The organism is Nocardioides renjunii, from assembly GCF_034661175.1.
In the GTDB taxonomy this organism is placed as follows: domain Bacteria; phylum Actinomycetota; class Actinomycetes; order Propionibacteriales; family Nocardioidaceae; genus Nocardioides; species Nocardioides renjunii.
This window is the reverse complement of sequence record NZ_CP141058.1, coordinates 4,305,633-4,319,125: the sequence shown is the minus strand read 5'-3', so window position 1 is coordinate 4,319,125 and position 13,493 is coordinate 4,305,633. Positions and strand designations below refer to the sequence as shown.

Here is a 13,493-nt window from a genome sequence, read left to right as displayed (position 1 = left end):
GATGTTCCGCCTCACCTGGCGCAACCTGGTGGCCCGCAAGGTCCGCCTCATCATGAGCACCCTGGCCATCGTGCTCGGCATCGGCTTCCTCGGCGGGGTGCTCACCTTCAGCCACGGCCTCGGCGCGACCTTCGACAACATCATCGAGGGCTCCACCTCCGACGCCGTCGTCCGCACCGAGGGCGAGGTGTCCTTCCAGGCCTCCGGCGCCGGCACCACCCGGCTGGTCCAGCCCGACGTCGTCGACCGGCTGGGGGAGCTCCCCGAGGTCGCCGCCGCCGACGGCTCCGTCGACGGCGTCGGCGCCTACCTCCTCGGCGAGGACGGCAAGCTGGTCGGCGGGACCGGTGCCCCCACGCTGGCGTTCAACTACTTCGACGGGGTCAACGTCAACGGCGACCCGATCCTCATCCTGGAGTCCGGCGCGTGGCCCGAGTCACCGGGCGAGATCAACCTCGACGCGTCCTCCGCCGAGCGCGGCGGCTATGCGATCGGCGACCAGGTCACCCTCCTGCTGCCGACCGGTGACCTGCGCCAGGAGTTCGAGCTGGTCGGCACCTCCAACTTCAACGGCGGCGGCACCGCCGGTGCCACCATCGCGCTGCTCGAGACCAGCGAGGCGCAGAAGGTGTTCCTCGACGGGGAGGACGCCTACACGACCGTGTCGCTCACGGCGGCCGAGGGCGTCAGCCAGACCGAGCTGGCCGACGCGGCGAAGGCGGTGCTGCCCGACGGCTTCACCGCGGTGACCGGCCAGAAGGTGATCGACGAGTCGGACGAGCAGATCGGCCAGTTCATCGACGTCATCGGCTACTTCCTCATCGCGTTCGCGGTGATCGCGATCGTGGTCGGCGCCTTCATCATCTTCAACACCTTCTCGATCCTGGTCTCGCAGCGGGTGCGCGAGTCTGCGCTCCTGCGCGCCCTCGGCGCCAGCCGCAAGCAGGTCACCCGGTCGGTGCTCATCGAGGCGTTCCTCATGGCCCTGCTGGGCTCCACGCTCGGGCTGCTGCTCGGCCTCGGGCTCGCCCGCGGGCTGGCGGCGATCTTCCGCTCCCAGGGCCTCGACATCGACAGCGACGTCCTGGTGCTGACGCCCTCGACCGTCATCGCGGCCTACGTCGTGGGCATCGCGGTGACCATGGTGGCGGCGTTCGTGCCGGCCCGGCGTGCCGCCAAGGTGCCGCCCGTGGCCGCGCTGCGCGACGACCTCGTGGTGCAGGAGAAGGCGCTCGGACGCCGCCGCATCGTCCTGGGCAGCCTGGCGCTGCTCGTCGGTGCCGCCCTGATCGGCGCCGGCCTCGTCGGTGCGCCCGGTGCCGACGCGGGCTGGATCGGTGCCGGCTCGGTCATCTGGGTGATCACCGTCGCGGTGATGGCCCCGGTGCTGGGCCACCCCGTGCTGCTGGCGTGCCGCGCGGTGTTCGGCAGGCTCTTCGGCACCGCGGGCAAGCTCGCCGGGGAGAACGCGCTGCGCAACCCGCGGCGTACGGGTGCCACCGCGTCCGCCCTGATGATCGGCCTCGCCGTGGTGTCGGCGGTGGGCGTGCTGGCCTCGTCGCTGAGCGCCACCAACGACGAGCTGGTCGACCGCGAGTTCCGCAGCGACTTCCTCGTGCAGTCGCCGAGCTTCCAGGGCTTCCCCACCAGGATCGGCGACGACATGGCGGAGGTCGACGGCGTCGAGGTCGTCTCCCGGATGCAGGGCTCGGTCGCGTTGGTCAAGGACGACCAGAGCTTCGTGATGGGCGTGGACGAGGCGTTCGCGGAGATCTACGAGCTCGACATGCGCGACGGCACGCAGCAGATGACCGGCGACCAGACGATCCTCAGCGAGAGCTCGGCCGGCGACCTCGACGCCGAGGTCGGCACCTCGCTGCCGCTCGCCTTCCCCGGCGGGGAGGAGGTCGAGCTCGAGGTGGTCGGCATCTTCGAGGACACCCCGATCACCAACGGGGTGACGCTGCCGATCGGCGTCCTGGAGGACGCCGGGCTGCGCCGCAACGACAGCATGCTGAGCATCAACGTCAGCGAGGGCGCCGACGTCGAGGAGGTCCACGACGCCCTGGACGCGGTGGTCGAGGACACCCCGATCGTCACCGTCCAGGACAAGGAGGGCTTCGCCGACCTCATCAAGCAGCAGGTCAACCAGCTGCTGTTCATGATCTACGGCCTGCTCGCCCTCGCGGTGATCATCGCGGTCATCGGCATCGTCAACACGCTCGGCCTCAGCGTCATCGAGCGCACCCGCGAGGTGGGGCTGCTGCGCGCGGTCGGCCTGTCCCGCCGACGCCTGCGGACGATGATCACCCTCGAGTCGATCGCCATCGCCGTGCTCGGCGCCGTGCTCGGGCTGGTCGTCGGCCTGCTGGTGGGCGTCGCGCTGCGCGAGTCGCTCAAGGAGGACCTGACGGTGCTGTCCCTGCCGCTCGGCTCGCTGGTGGTGTTCCTCGTGATCGCCGTCGTCTTCGGTGTGCTCGCCGCCATCGTCCCGGCGGTCCGCGCGTCACGGATGAAGGTGCTCGACGCCATCGCCACGGAGTGACCACCGGGCCCGTGGCCTGACAGGGAACGCCTCCACGGCACCGACTCCCGGGTGGGGTTCCACCCGGGGGTCGGCGCTCGGACCGGTCGCTCAGTAGCCACCCTCGGGCGGCACCATCTCCCCGCGCACGCCGAGCAGCCGCACCGGGCGGCTGTCGTCGAGCGCGAGGTAGAGGTCGTGGGCGGTGCCCGCGATCACCTCGACGTCGTAGGTCGGCTCGGCGAGCTTGCGGATCCGGGTGAAGGTGAAGAACGGCGCGAACCGGACCTTGAGGTGCACCCGCTGCACCGGGCGGTCCTCCCGGCGCACGTCGTCGACGACGCGGACGGCGAGCTCGGTGAGCGCGGCGCGGACCTCCTCCGACGTGGTGAGGTCGGACTGGTAGGTCGTCTCACGGCCGTGGGCGCGCGCCACCCACGGGGTGGCGTCGGGACGGGAGCGGCCACCGCCGCGGCCGAGCCGGGCGAGGTGGGGGCCGTTGGTGGGTCCGAACGCCGCGACGAGCGCGTCCTCGTCGGCCCCCGCCAGGTCGGCGACGGTGCGGATCCCGAGCACCCCCAGCCGTCCGCCGATCTTGGTGCCGACACCCCACAGCGCGGTCGTCGGGCGCTCGCCCATGACCTCCATCCAGTTGTCGCGGGTGAGCTGGAAGGTGCCTTGGGGCTTGCCGAAGTCGGTCGCGATCTTGGCCCGCACGAGGGTGTCGCCGATGCCGACCGAGCAGTGCAGGCTCGTCGCCTCCAGGACCGCCGCCTGGATGCCGCGCGCCGTCGCGACCGGGTCGTCGGTCTCGACGCCGACGAACGCCTCGTCCCACCCGAGCACCTCCACCACGGCGCCGGGCCAGTCCTTGAGCGTCTGCATCACGCGTGCGGACGCCTCCTCGTAGACCGGGAAGTCGACGGGGAGGAAGACCGCCTCGGGGCAGCGCCGCTGGGCCAGCTTGAGCGCCAGCCCGCTGCGTACGCCGTGGGCGCGCGCCTCGTAGGACGCGGTGGAGACCACGGCCCGCTCGGTGGGGTCGCCGCGCCCGCCGACCACCACGGGCAGCCCCACCAGCTCGGGTCGGCGCAGCAGCTCGACGGCGACGAGAAACTGGTCCATGTCGACGTGGAGCACCCAGGGCCGGCGCGCGGGCTGACTCACCCGGCCATTGTGGCCGAGCCCACCGACACGCCCACCGACATGCCCACCGACATGCCCACCGACACCGGGGCCACCCGAGCAGCGCCCGGAAAACCGGGTGCGTTGCCGCGCCCCGCGCACCTAGAGTCGCTCACGGCGAGATCAGCGGCAGGGCCGGAGTTCCGGGCCCTGTCCCGCGCGTCGTACCTCGCCACCTGCCCCCGGGCACTGGTATCGGAGCTGTTCACTCCTGTGAGTTCGACTCTCACCCTCCTGCAGGTGGTGGCCGGTGACGACGCTCAGCGCCGAGCCCTGAGGCGGCCCCGGTCAGCACGACGGGTCCGGTCCCCGCTCGCCGCTGTGGTCGCCGGCCACCATCCCGGGGCTGCTCCACCGCTCCACCCGTCCTGTCCACCGACCGCGCTCCGCGAAGGAGGTTCGCCATGTCACTCGTCCCCACGTCCCTCGAGCACCTGCTCCTGCCGACCCACACGGTCCAGCCGTGGGAGGTCGCCCTCCTCCGCCGCGACGGCGAGCCCACCGTGGTGCTGCGTCCCGGCCGGCACGTCGTACGCCGCCGGGCGGAGCTCCAGGTCGTCGACCTCCGTGAGCGCATCGACCTCGTGCCGGTGCAGGAGGTGCTGACCGCCGACGGCGTGTCGGCCAAGGTCTCGGCCGTCTTCCGCTGGACGGTGGCCGACCCGATCGCCCACACCGAGCGCGTCCGCGACCCGGTGGGTGCGGTCTACCTCGCCGTGCAGCTCGGCCTCCGCGACGTGCTCGCGGGCCAGGACGCCGAGTCGCTGGTGCGCTCGCCGCGGACCCGGCTGGCCGACGGCGTGCGCGACCGGGCGGCCGTCACCGCCGCCGAGGTCGGCATCCGGCTCGTCGACGTCGTCGTCAAGGACGTCGTGCTGCCGGCCGACCTGCGGGCTGCCTATGCCGAGCTGGTCGTCGGCCGGCACCGCGCCCAGGCCCAGCTCGAGGCGGCGCGCGCCGAGACCGCAGCCCTGCGGTCGCTGGCCAACGGCGCCAAGCTGCTCGACGACCACCCGTCGCTCGCGCAGCTGCGGCTGGTCCAGGCGCTGCCGCCCGGCTCGCGCGTCGAGCTGGTGCAGCCCGGCCGCGCCGCCGACCGGTCCGCCGACTGAGCGGTGAGTGAGGCAGGTTCCGAGGTCGTGGAACCTGTCCCACTCACCGCCGCCGCGCGGTCCGCCGACTGAGCGGTGAGTGAGGCAGGTTCCGACGTCGTGGAACCTGTCCCACTCACCGCGCCCGCGCGCCCACACCTCTGCGGGCGGGCCGGGGCGGTACGCCGGCGGCGTACGGTCGGAGGCATGAGCAGCGACGACCGGACCGAGCCCGACCCCTACGCGCCGCACCCCGAGGTGTCGGCCTTCCCCGGCGCCGGTGAGAGGGTCAGCGACGAGGAGCGGCAGGCGGCCCTCGACGCCGAGCCCGCCGGCAACGCCACCGTCGGCGACATGGTCGACACCGACGGCGTCGACTCCCGCGCGCACGAGCAGGGCCCCGGCGCCGAGGAGGTCGCGGAGCAGGTCCGCGGGGACTGACGGGCCAGGGACTCGCGTCAGGACTGGAGGAAGGCCGCCAGCCCGTCCAACAGCCGGTCGACGTCCGTGTCGTCGTTGTAGGCCGCGAGCCCGATGCGCAGCCCTGAGTCGACGGGCAGCCGCAGCGCGCGGAACGTCTCGTGGGCGTAGAAGGTGCCGGCCGGCACCAGCACGTCGCGCTCGGCGAGGAAGGCGTACGCGTCGGCGGGCGAGCGGTCGTGCAGGGTGAGGAACAGCGTCGAGGTGCGGTCCGCCGCGCGGGAGTGCAGCGTCAGCTGGTCGGCGAACGGGGCGAGCCCCTCCTCGATGCGCAGCCGCAGGCCGAGCTCGTGCCGCTGGACCTCGGCGAACGCGGCGACCAGCCGCTCCCGGCGGGTGCCGCCCGAGGGCGCCAGGCCGGCGATCAGGTCGACGGCCGCCGTCGTGCCGGCCAGGAGCTCGTAGGGCAGCGTGCCGAGCTCGAAGCGCTCCGGCACCACGTCGGTGGAGGGCACCAGCTTGTCGGGCCAGAGCGTCTCGAGCAGGGCCGGGTCGGCGACGAGGGCGCCGCAGTGGGGGCCGAAGAACTTGTAGGGCGAGCACACCAGCAGGTCCGCGCCCAGCGCGGCGATGTCGGGCGCGGCGTGGGCGGCGTGGTGCACCGCGTCGACGTGGACGAGCGCTCCCACCTCGTGCGCCCGGCGGGCGACGGTCGCGACGGCCGGCCGTGTGCCGAGCAGGTTGGACGCGGCGGTGAGCGCGACGAGGCGGGTGCGCCCGGTGACGACCTCGTCGAGGTCGGACAGGTCGAGGTCGGCGGTGGCCGGGTCGAGCCGGAGCCAGCGCACCGTGGCGCCCGCCCGCTCCGCGGCCTGGATCCACGGGCGCACGTTGGAGTCGTGGTCGAGCTCGCAGACAACGACCTCGTCGCCGGGCGACCAGCCCTTCGCGAGCGTGCGGGAGAAGTCGTACGTCAGCGCGGTGGCGCTGCGGCCGTGCACCACTCCCTGCGGCACGCCGCCGACGAGGTCGGCCACGGCCGAGCGGAACCCGGCGACCGTCGCCTCCGCGTTGCGCTGGCTCACGGTCGCGGCGCCCCGCTGCGACAGCGGGCCGGTCAGCGTGCGGGCGATCGCCTCGCCCACCACGGCGGGCGTCTGGGTGCCGCCGGGGTTGTCGAAGTGCGCGATGCCGGAGGCCAGGGAGGGGAAGCCGGCGCGGAAGCCGGCCACGTCGAAGGACATGGGCCGCACTCAACCAGACGCTCAGCCGGCGATGTGCACCACCGCGTCGCCGGAGTTCACGAGCGGCGCCTCGGTGCGGCCGATCACGATGCCGTCGCGGTTGGCGTAGACCGCGCGCAGGGTCTTGCCGAACGAGTCGAACAGCGTGCCGAGCCGCTCGCCGTCGCTGACCTTCTGCCCGAGCGCGACGTCGAGGTGCAGGATGCCGGTGCGGCGCGCCCGCACCCACCCGCTCGCGCGGCACTCGAGGCTCGGCTCGGGCACCGGCTCGTCGACGGGCTCGGTCATGCCGAGCGCGGCCAGCACGCGTCGTACGCCGACCACGCCGGCGTCGACGGCATAGGCGTCGAAGCGCAGCGGCTCGCCCGCCTCGTAGAGCAGCACCTTGGCTCCGTGCTCGCCCGCGGCGTGGCGCAGCGACCCGTCGCGGATCCGGGCGTGCAGCATCACCGGGGCGCCGAAGGCCTGGGCCAGCTCGCGGGTGCGCGCGTCGTCGAGGTCGGCGCGGACCTGCGGCAGGTTGCTGCGGCGGTCCGAGCCGGTGTGCAGGTCGATCCCGACCTCGCAGCCGGCGACGATCTCGCGCATGAACAGGTGCGCGATCCGCCCGGCGAGGGAGCCGCGCGCCGAGCCGGGGAAGGAGCGGTTGAGGTCGCGGCGGTCGGGCAGGTAGCGGTCGCCGTTCATGAAGCCGAGGACGTTGACGATGGGCACCGCGACCAGCGTGCCGCGGAACGTCTTGGGGTCGAGGCCCGCCATCACCTGCCGGACGATCTCGATGCCGGCCACCTCGTCGCCGTGGATGGCGGCGTCGATCCAGATCCGCGGCCCGTCCTCGCGGCCGTGGACCACGCGCACCGGCAGCGTCACGTCGGCGCCGGTGACCAGCCGGGTGATCGGCAGCTCCAGCGCCCGCGCGGTGCCCGACCGGATCCGGACGCCGCCGATCGCGAAGGACTCGCGCGCCACTACTTCCCCCAGTTCTTGCGACGTACGGCGCGCCTGGGCCTGCCGCCGGCGTAGGACAGCGACGCGTCGACGAGGAACCCCCGCTCGAGGGCCTCGCGACCGATCAGCATCCGGAAGCCCATCTCGTCGCGGTTGCTGAGCGTCATCACGGTGGTGAGGCGACGACCGGCGAGGACCACGTCCATGGCGACGGCGTACCTCTGCTCGACCTGGCCGTTGCTGGACCGGACCTCGCGGCGGTCGAGCACCGGCACGGTGAGCTCGGTCCGGTCCTCGTCGGAGCGCTGCCAGGGGTGGATGGAGAACCGGACCCACTCGCGTCCGTCGGCCTCGAACGCCTCGAGGTCGAAGGCGTGGATCGAGGAGGAGCGGGCGCCGGTGTCGATCTTGGCCTTGACCCACGGCAGGTCGGCCTGCGGCAGGCCCACCCACTCGCGCCAGCCGACGACGACCCGGTCCGGGTCGGGTGGGGCAGGGGAGGACACGAGCACCATCTTGTCAGGTGGTCCGGCCGCGTCGGCGGCGTGCTTTCATGTGCCGCGTGAAGCTCGCCATCCTCTCCCGCGCGCCGCGCTCCTACAGCACCCAGCGCCTCCGGACGGCCGCCGTCGAGCGCGGACACGACGTCAAGGTGCTCAACACGCTGCGCTTCGGCATCGACCTCTCGGGCGAGGACCCCGACCTGCTGTTCCGCGGCAAGCAGCTCTCGACGTACGACGCCGTGCTGCCGCGCATCGGCAACTCGATCACCTACTTCGGCACCGCCGTCGTGCGCCAGTTCGAGCAGATGGACGTCTACACGCCCAACACCAGCTACGGCATCGCCAACAGCCGCGACAAGCTGCGCGCGACGCAGATCCTCTCGCGCCACCAGATCCCGATGCCGGCCACGACCTTCGTGCGCGACCGCGCCGACGTGATCCCGGCGATCGAGCGGGTCGGCGGTGCGCCGGTCGTGATCAAGCTGCTCGAGGGCACCCAGGGCATCGGCGTCATCCTCGCGCCGACGATCAAGGTGGCCGAGGCGATCATCGAGACGCTGCAGAGCACCCGGCAGAACGTGCTGATCCAGCGCTTCGTCAAGGAGAGCAAGGGCCGCGACATCCGCGCCCTCGTGGTCGGCGACCGCGTGGTGGCGGCGATGCGGCGGGTGGCGCAGGGCGACGAGTTCCGCTCCAACGTGCACCGCGGCGGCAGCGTCGAGCCGGTCGAGCTCCACGAGGAGTTCGAGCGCGTGGCCGTGCGGTCGGCGCAGATCATGGGCCTGCGGGTGGCCGGCGTCGACATGCTCGAGGGCCGGAACGGGCCGCAGGTGATGGAGGTCAACTCCTCGCCCGGCCTGGAGGGGATCGAGTCGGCGACCAAGCTCGACGTCGCCGGCGCGATCATCGACTACATCGACAACCAGGTGGCGTTCCCCGACATCGACGTGCGCCAGCGGCTGACCGTCTCCACCGGCTACGGCGTCGCCGAGATCGGGGTGCACGCCGGCTCCGACATGGTCGGCAAGAAGCTCGGCGACTCCGGGCTCGACGAGCGCGACATCACCGTGCTGACGCTGCACCGCGGCCACCAGGTCATCCCCAACCCGCGCAACAAGACCGTGCTCGAGGCGGAGGACCGGCTGCTGTGCTTCGGCAAGCTGGAGGAGATGCGCTCGATGATCCCGGACCGCAAGCAGAAGCGGGTCAAGCGGCTGATGAAGAAGCACCTGCCGCCGGAGAACCAGTAGCGGGTCGGGTGCGGTCGGGTGCGACGGGCCCGCGTCGGGGACTACGTCGAGCGCGCTCGACCGGTGTGCCAGAGCCAGGCGATGCCGGCGAAGGGAAGCAGCAGCGGCAGCCAGCCGTAGCCGGCGCCGTACGACGACCACACGGTCGCGTCGGGGAACAGCTCCGGGTCGAGGACGGTGAGCGTGCCCACCGTGAGCACGCCGACCAGCTCGAAGCCGACCGCGGCCCAGGCCAGCCGGCGCGGGTCGGGGCCGACCTCGGCCAGGCCGAGGGTCGCGGCGACGTAGACCAGCGCCGCCAGGGCGGAGAGCCCGTAGGCCACGGGCGCCTCGTCGGCCTTGGTGAGCAGCTGGACGAGCGAGCGGGCGGTCGCGGCGAGCGCGAAGACGCCGTAGACCGCGACGAGCACCCGACCCGCCCCGGTGCTGGTCCCGGTGCCGGCCGAGCGGCGGTCCCCGCTCACGAGGGCCACACCTGCAGCGCGCGCAGCACCACGAAGGCCTGCGTCAGGCCGGCGACCAGCAGGACGGCGGTCGCGCCGCGGCTCCGCTCGGCGAGCGACCAGACGAAGCCGATCGGCAGCAGCACCAGCCCGGCGACGAGGTAGCCGAAGAAGGTGACGGCCGACCCGCCCGCGAGGTCGACGTCGCCGACCTGGAACGCCGCGACCACCAGCAGCACGAGCGTGCCCGCCTCGATCAGGCCGGCGAAGCCGAGCAGTCCCCAGTCGGGCGTGCGGTCGAGCGCGACGTAGCCGAGCACCACCGCCGCGAAGACGAGCGAGGCGATGATCAGGGCGAGGGGGAGCGGTCCGTCCACGAGGGTGGATTCTCGCAGAGCCCCGCGCGGCTCAGCCGACCGACGAGCGGAAGCCCCGCAGCCGCAGGCTGTTGGTGACGACGAAGACGCTCGAGAACGCCATCGCCGCGCCGGCGAGCATCGGGTTGAGCAGCCCGGCCGCGGCGAGGGGCAGGGCCGCGACGTTGTAGGCGAAGGCCCAGAACAGGTTGCCCTTGATCGTGCCGAGCGTGCGCCGCGCGAGCCGGATGGCGTCGACGGCGACGAGGAGGTCGCCGCGCACGAGCGTGAGGTCGCTGGCCTCGATGGCGACGTCGGTGCCCGTGCCCATCGCGAGGCCGAGGTCGGCCTGGGCCAGCGCCGCGGCGTCGTTGACGCCGTCACCGACCATCGCCACGACCTTGCCAGCCGCCTGGAGCCGCTGCACCTCGGCGACCTTGTCGGCCGGCAGCACGTCGGCGACCACCGTCTCGATGCCGACCTGGTCGGCGACGTGGCGGGCGGCCGCCTCGTTGTCACCGGTCAGCAGGACCGGGGTGAGTCCCAGGCCGCGGAGCTCGGCGACCGCACGGGCCGAGGTCGGCTTGACGGTGTCGCCGACGACGATGACGCCGCGGGCCGCGCCGTCCCAGCCGACGGCGACCGGCGTGAGGCCCTCGCCCTGCGCGCGGTCGACGGCCGCACGCAGCTCGGGCGCGAGGTGCTGCGCCCACTCCGCGAGGAGCCGCGGGCGTCCCACGAGCACCGCGTGGCCGTCCACCACGCCCTGCACGCCGAGGCCCTCGCGGTTGGCGAAGTCCTCGACCGCGGGCAGCCCGTCCGAGGACCAGTCGGCGGCGATGGCCCGGCCGATGGGGTGCTCGGACGCCGACTCGAGGGCGGCGGCGAGGCGGCGTACGTCGTCGACGGACCCGCCGTCGGCGGCCACGACCTCGTGGACGGTCATCTCGCCGGTGGTCACCGTGCCGGTCTTGTCGAGCACGATGGTGTCGACCCGGCGCGTGGACTCGAGGACCTCCGGGCCCTTGATGAGGATGCCGAGCTGGGCGCCCCGTCCGGTGCCGACCATGAGCGCGGTCGGCGTGGCCAGGCCCAGCGCGCACGGGCAGGCGATGATCAGCACCCCGACGGCCGCGGTGAAGGCCGCGGTCGTGCCGCCGCCGGCGCCCAGCCAGAAGCCGAGCGTCGCCACGGCGAGACCGATCACGATCGGGACGAAGACGCCCGAGACCCGGTCGGCGAGGCGCTGGACCTCGGCCTTGCCGTTCTGCGCGTCCTCGACGAGCCGCGCCATCTGGGCGAGCTGGGTGTCGGCGCCCACGCGGGTCGCCCGCACGAGCAGCCGGCCGCCGGCGTTGACCGTCGCGCCGACCACCGCGTCACCGGGACGCACCTCGACCGGCACGGACTCGCCGGTGAGCATCGAGGCGTCGACCGCCGAGGTGCCCTCGACGACCTCGCCGTCGGTGGCGACCTTCTCGCCCGGTCGGACCACGAACACGTCACCGACGCCCAGCTGGTCGACCGGCACCCGCACCTCGCGGCGGGCGCCGGAGGCGTCGTCGCGCAGCACGGCGACGTCGCGGGCGCCCAGCTCGAGGAGCGCGCGCAGGGCCGCTCCCGACCGCCGCTTGGAGCGGTGCTCCAGCCAGCGCCCGGCCAGCAGGAACGTCGTCACCCCGGCGGCGGCCTCGAGGTAGATGTTGCCCGCCCCGTCGGTGCGGTCGACGGAGATCCGGAACGGGTGGGTCATGCCGGGCTCGCCGGCGGTGCCGAGGAAGAGCGCCCACAGCGACCAGCCGAACGCGGCCAGCACGCCGACCGAGACCAGGGTGTCCATCGTGGTGGCGCCGTGGCGCAGGTTGGTCCACGCGGCGCGGTGGAACGGCAGCGCGCCCCACACCACGACCGGCGCGGCCAGCGCGAGCGAGGCCCACTGCCAGTAGGTGAACTGCCAGTCGGGCACCATCGCCATCGCGACGACGGGGACGGTGAGTGCGGTGCTGACGAGCAGGCGCTGCAGGAGCGGGTCGCGCTCCGGCCCCGCCTCGGTGGTGTCGGTGGCACCCGGCGGCGTCGGCAGGGCGGCGGCGTAGCCGGCGGCCTCCACGGTGGCGAGCAGGTCGTCGGTGGACACCGTCACGGGGTAGGTGACCTTGGCCTTCTCGGTGGCGTAGTTGACCGAGGCCGTGACGCCGTCGAGCTTGTTGAGCTTGCGCTCGATGCGGTTGGCGCACGAGGCGCAGGTCATCCCGGTGATCGCCAGCTCGACGTCGCTGACGGGTCCGGTGGCGGCGTCAGTGGTCATGGCCCTCTCCCTCCTCACCCTGCTCGTGCGCGTCGTCGCCGACCCCGTCGGTCGAGTCGCCGCCCGGCACCCCGCCCGCGTCCACCGTGAAGGCGGCCGTGTGCACGGCACCGCGGTGGCGGAAGTCGAGGAACAGGCGATAGGTCCCGTGCGTCGGGAACGCCGTCGCGAACTCGATGCCCGGCCCCGGCTCGCCCGCCTCGGGGTGGACGTGGAGGTAGCCCAGGTCGCCGGCCCGCAGCGCCACCAGGTGCCCGAAGGCGCCGAGGTAGGGCTGGAGGTCGGTCACCGGCGCGCCGTCGAGCTCGACGCGCGTGGTGAGCGTGGTCGCGGAGCCCGGCGCGGTGTCGCCCTCGAGGGTGACGGTGTAGGTGCCCGCCTCGGTGCGGACCCGCGCGGTGCGGTCGTCGGTGGGCATCGGCGTCGGCGCGAAGTCGCCGGCGACGGCCACGTCATCGGCCAGGGTGAGGCCGTCCCAGCCTGCGGGCGTGAAGTCGGCGACCACCCGCCACACCCCCGGCGTCAGCCGCACGTCCACCGACCACGTGCCCGTCGCCCGGTCGAGCCGCGGGTGCACGTGCTGGAAGCCGGTCAGGTCGCGGCGTACGACGATGAGGTGCAGGTCCTTCTCGTGCTCGCGCGTGTAGTCCAGCAGCGGGCGACCGCTGCTGGTCAGCACCCGGAAGTCGAGGCGCGTACGACCCGCGCGCACCTCGCGGTCGGCGAGGGCGAGCGTGAAGCCGTCGGCGCGGGCGGTCAGGCCGGTGGCGTCGGCCACCGCCTCGGTCGCGTCGTGGGCACCGTGGCCCGCGTCCTCGCCGCCCGCCTCGCCGCTGGTCTCGTCGCCGGTCTCGTCGTCGTGTCCGCCGGTCCCGCCCTCGTGGGCGACCGGCGCCGGCGCTGCCTCGATCGGGCCGACCAGGCGGCCTCCGCCCCAGGCGAGCGCGAAGGCCGCCGCCAGGGCGGTGATGAAGGCGGCGACGCGCGTCGGTGTGCTCATGCCACGGCGTAGCCGGCCTCCTCGACGGCGGCGCGGACGGCCGAGTCGTCGAGGGGCGCGGTGCTGGTGACGGTGACGGCTCCGGTGTCGAGGACGACGGCGACGTCCTCGACGCCGTCGATCTCGGAGATCTCCTCGGTGACCGACGCGGCGCAGTGGCCGCAGGTCATGCCGGTGACGGTCCAGGTCCGGGTCTCGCTCATGGGGTGCTCCTCTGCTGG

The 13,493-nt window shown here is 73.5% G+C and carries 13 protein-coding genes; 4 read left to right on the top strand and 9 right to left on the bottom strand.

Going from position 1 to position 13,493, the window contains the following annotated elements:
- The first annotated feature begins 1 nt into the window (after window position 1).
- Entirely contained in the window at window positions 2-2,545 is a 2,544-nt protein-coding gene (locus tag SHK17_RS20700) for an ABC transporter permease (RefSeq protein WP_322920582.1), read from the top strand.
- Between the two features lie 90 nt (window positions 2,546-2,635).
- Here the strand turns inward: SHK17_RS20700 and SHK17_RS20695 are convergent, their stop codons facing one another.
- Window positions 2,636-3,691: a DNA polymerase IV gene (locus SHK17_RS20695; RefSeq protein ID WP_322920581.1), complete on the bottom strand. Its 1,056-nt coding sequence runs from the start codon at window positions 3,689-3,691 to the stop codon at window positions 2,636-2,638.
- A 422-nt stretch (window positions 3,692-4,113) separates the two neighbouring features.
- On the opposite strand from SHK17_RS20695, the gene SHK17_RS20690 reads away from it, so the two are divergent.
- Both SHK17_RS20690 and SHK17_RS20685 read left to right on the top strand, forming a co-directional pair.
- A complete protein-coding gene (locus SHK17_RS20690) occupies window positions 4,114-4,821 on the top strand; it encodes an SPFH domain-containing protein (RefSeq protein WP_322920580.1) in 708 nt (235 codons plus the stop codon).
- A gap of 186 nt (window positions 4,822-5,007) precedes the next feature.
- Window positions 5,008-5,241 (top strand): hypothetical protein, encoded by a 234-nt coding sequence (locus tag SHK17_RS20685; RefSeq protein WP_172268089.1) that lies wholly within the window; start codon window positions 5,008-5,010, stop codon window positions 5,239-5,241.
- A gap of 17 nt (window positions 5,242-5,258) precedes the next feature.
- Here SHK17_RS20685 and SHK17_RS20680 read toward each other — a convergent pair whose 3' ends face one another.
- Genes SHK17_RS20680 through SHK17_RS20670 form a run of 3 tightly spaced genes read right to left on the bottom strand, consistent with a single transcriptional unit; the run spans window position 5,259 to window position 7,918 of the window.
- On the bottom strand, window positions 5,259-6,464 hold the full coding sequence (locus tag SHK17_RS20680; protein ID WP_322920579.1) for a cysteine desulfurase-like protein: 1,206 nt from the start codon (window positions 6,462-6,464) through the stop codon (window positions 5,259-5,261).
- A 21-nt stretch (window positions 6,465-6,485) separates the two neighbouring features.
- On the bottom strand, window positions 6,486-7,433 hold the full coding sequence (locus tag SHK17_RS20675) for a succinylglutamate desuccinylase/aspartoacylase domain-containing protein (protein WP_172268083.1): 948 nt from the start codon (window positions 7,431-7,433) through the stop codon (window positions 6,486-6,488).
- Window positions 7,433-7,918 (bottom strand): ATP-dependent zinc protease family protein, encoded by a 486-nt coding sequence (locus SHK17_RS20670; protein ID WP_322423601.1) that lies wholly within the window; start codon window positions 7,916-7,918, stop codon window positions 7,433-7,435. Before SHK17_RS20670 ends, SHK17_RS20675 begins: the two co-directional genes overlap by 1 nt.
- Window positions 7,919-7,974: 56 nt before the next feature.
- Between SHK17_RS20670 and SHK17_RS20665 the strand changes: the two genes are divergently transcribed.
- Window positions 7,975-9,165: a RimK family alpha-L-glutamate ligase gene (locus tag SHK17_RS20665; RefSeq protein WP_322423600.1), complete on the top strand. Its 1,191-nt coding sequence runs from the start codon at window positions 7,975-7,977 to the stop codon at window positions 9,163-9,165.
- 41 nt (window positions 9,166-9,206) lie between these two features.
- On the opposite strand, the gene SHK17_RS20660 is transcribed toward SHK17_RS20665, so the two are convergent.
- From SHK17_RS20660 to SHK17_RS20640, 5 genes are read right to left on the bottom strand one after another with little or no spacing between them, the layout of a single operon-like run.
- Window positions 9,207-9,629 (bottom strand): hypothetical protein, encoded by a 423-nt coding sequence (locus tag SHK17_RS20660; RefSeq protein ID WP_322423599.1) that lies wholly within the window; start codon window positions 9,627-9,629, stop codon window positions 9,207-9,209.
- Window positions 9,626-9,985 carry a hypothetical protein gene (locus SHK17_RS20655; RefSeq protein WP_172268071.1) on the bottom strand — a complete coding sequence of 120 codons (360 nt, stop codon included), beginning with the start codon at window positions 9,983-9,985 and terminating at the stop codon, window positions 9,626-9,628. Before SHK17_RS20655 ends, SHK17_RS20660 begins: the two co-directional genes overlap by 4 nt.
- A 31-nt stretch (window positions 9,986-10,016) precedes the next feature.
- Complete coding sequence (locus SHK17_RS20650; protein WP_322423598.1) at window positions 10,017-12,272, bottom strand: heavy metal translocating P-type ATPase; 2,256 nt, start codon at window positions 12,270-12,272, stop codon at window positions 10,017-10,019.
- A complete protein-coding gene (locus SHK17_RS20645) occupies window positions 12,262-13,272 on the bottom strand; it encodes a hypothetical protein (RefSeq protein ID WP_322423597.1) in 1,011 nt (336 codons plus the stop codon). Before SHK17_RS20645 ends, SHK17_RS20650 begins: the two co-directional genes overlap by 11 nt.
- Window positions 13,269-13,475 carry a heavy-metal-associated domain-containing protein gene (locus tag SHK17_RS20640; protein ID WP_322423596.1) on the bottom strand — a complete coding sequence of 69 codons (207 nt, stop codon included), beginning with the start codon at window positions 13,473-13,475 and terminating at the stop codon, window positions 13,269-13,271. Before SHK17_RS20640 ends, SHK17_RS20645 begins: the two co-directional genes overlap by 4 nt.
- Window positions 13,476-13,493 lie beyond the last annotated feature (18 nt).

Coding starts and splice junctions, on each gene's coding strand:
- SHK17_RS20640 (WP_322423596.1), bottom strand. CDS start 13,475: ATGAGCGAGACCCGGACCTGGACCGTCACCGGCATGACCTGCGGCCAC.
- SHK17_RS20685 (WP_172268089.1), top strand. CDS start 5,008: ATGAGCAGCGACGACCGGACCGAGCCCGACCCCTACGCGCCGCACCCC.
- SHK17_RS20680 (WP_322920579.1), bottom strand. CDS start 6,464: ATGTCCTTCGACGTGGCCGGCTTCCGCGCCGGCTTCCCCTCCCTGGCC.
- SHK17_RS20645 (WP_322423597.1), bottom strand. CDS start 13,272: ATGAGCACACCGACGCGCGTCGCCGCCTTCATCACCGCCCTGGCGGCG.
- SHK17_RS20650 (WP_322423598.1), bottom strand. CDS start 12,272: ATGACCACTGACGCCGCCACCGGACCCGTCAGCGACGTCGAGCTGGCG.
- SHK17_RS20700 (WP_322920582.1), top strand. CDS start 2: ATGTTCCGCCTCACCTGGCGCAACCTGGTGGCCCGCAAGGTCCGCCTC.
- SHK17_RS20690 (WP_322920580.1), top strand. CDS start 4,114: ATGTCACTCGTCCCCACGTCCCTCGAGCACCTGCTCCTGCCGACCCAC.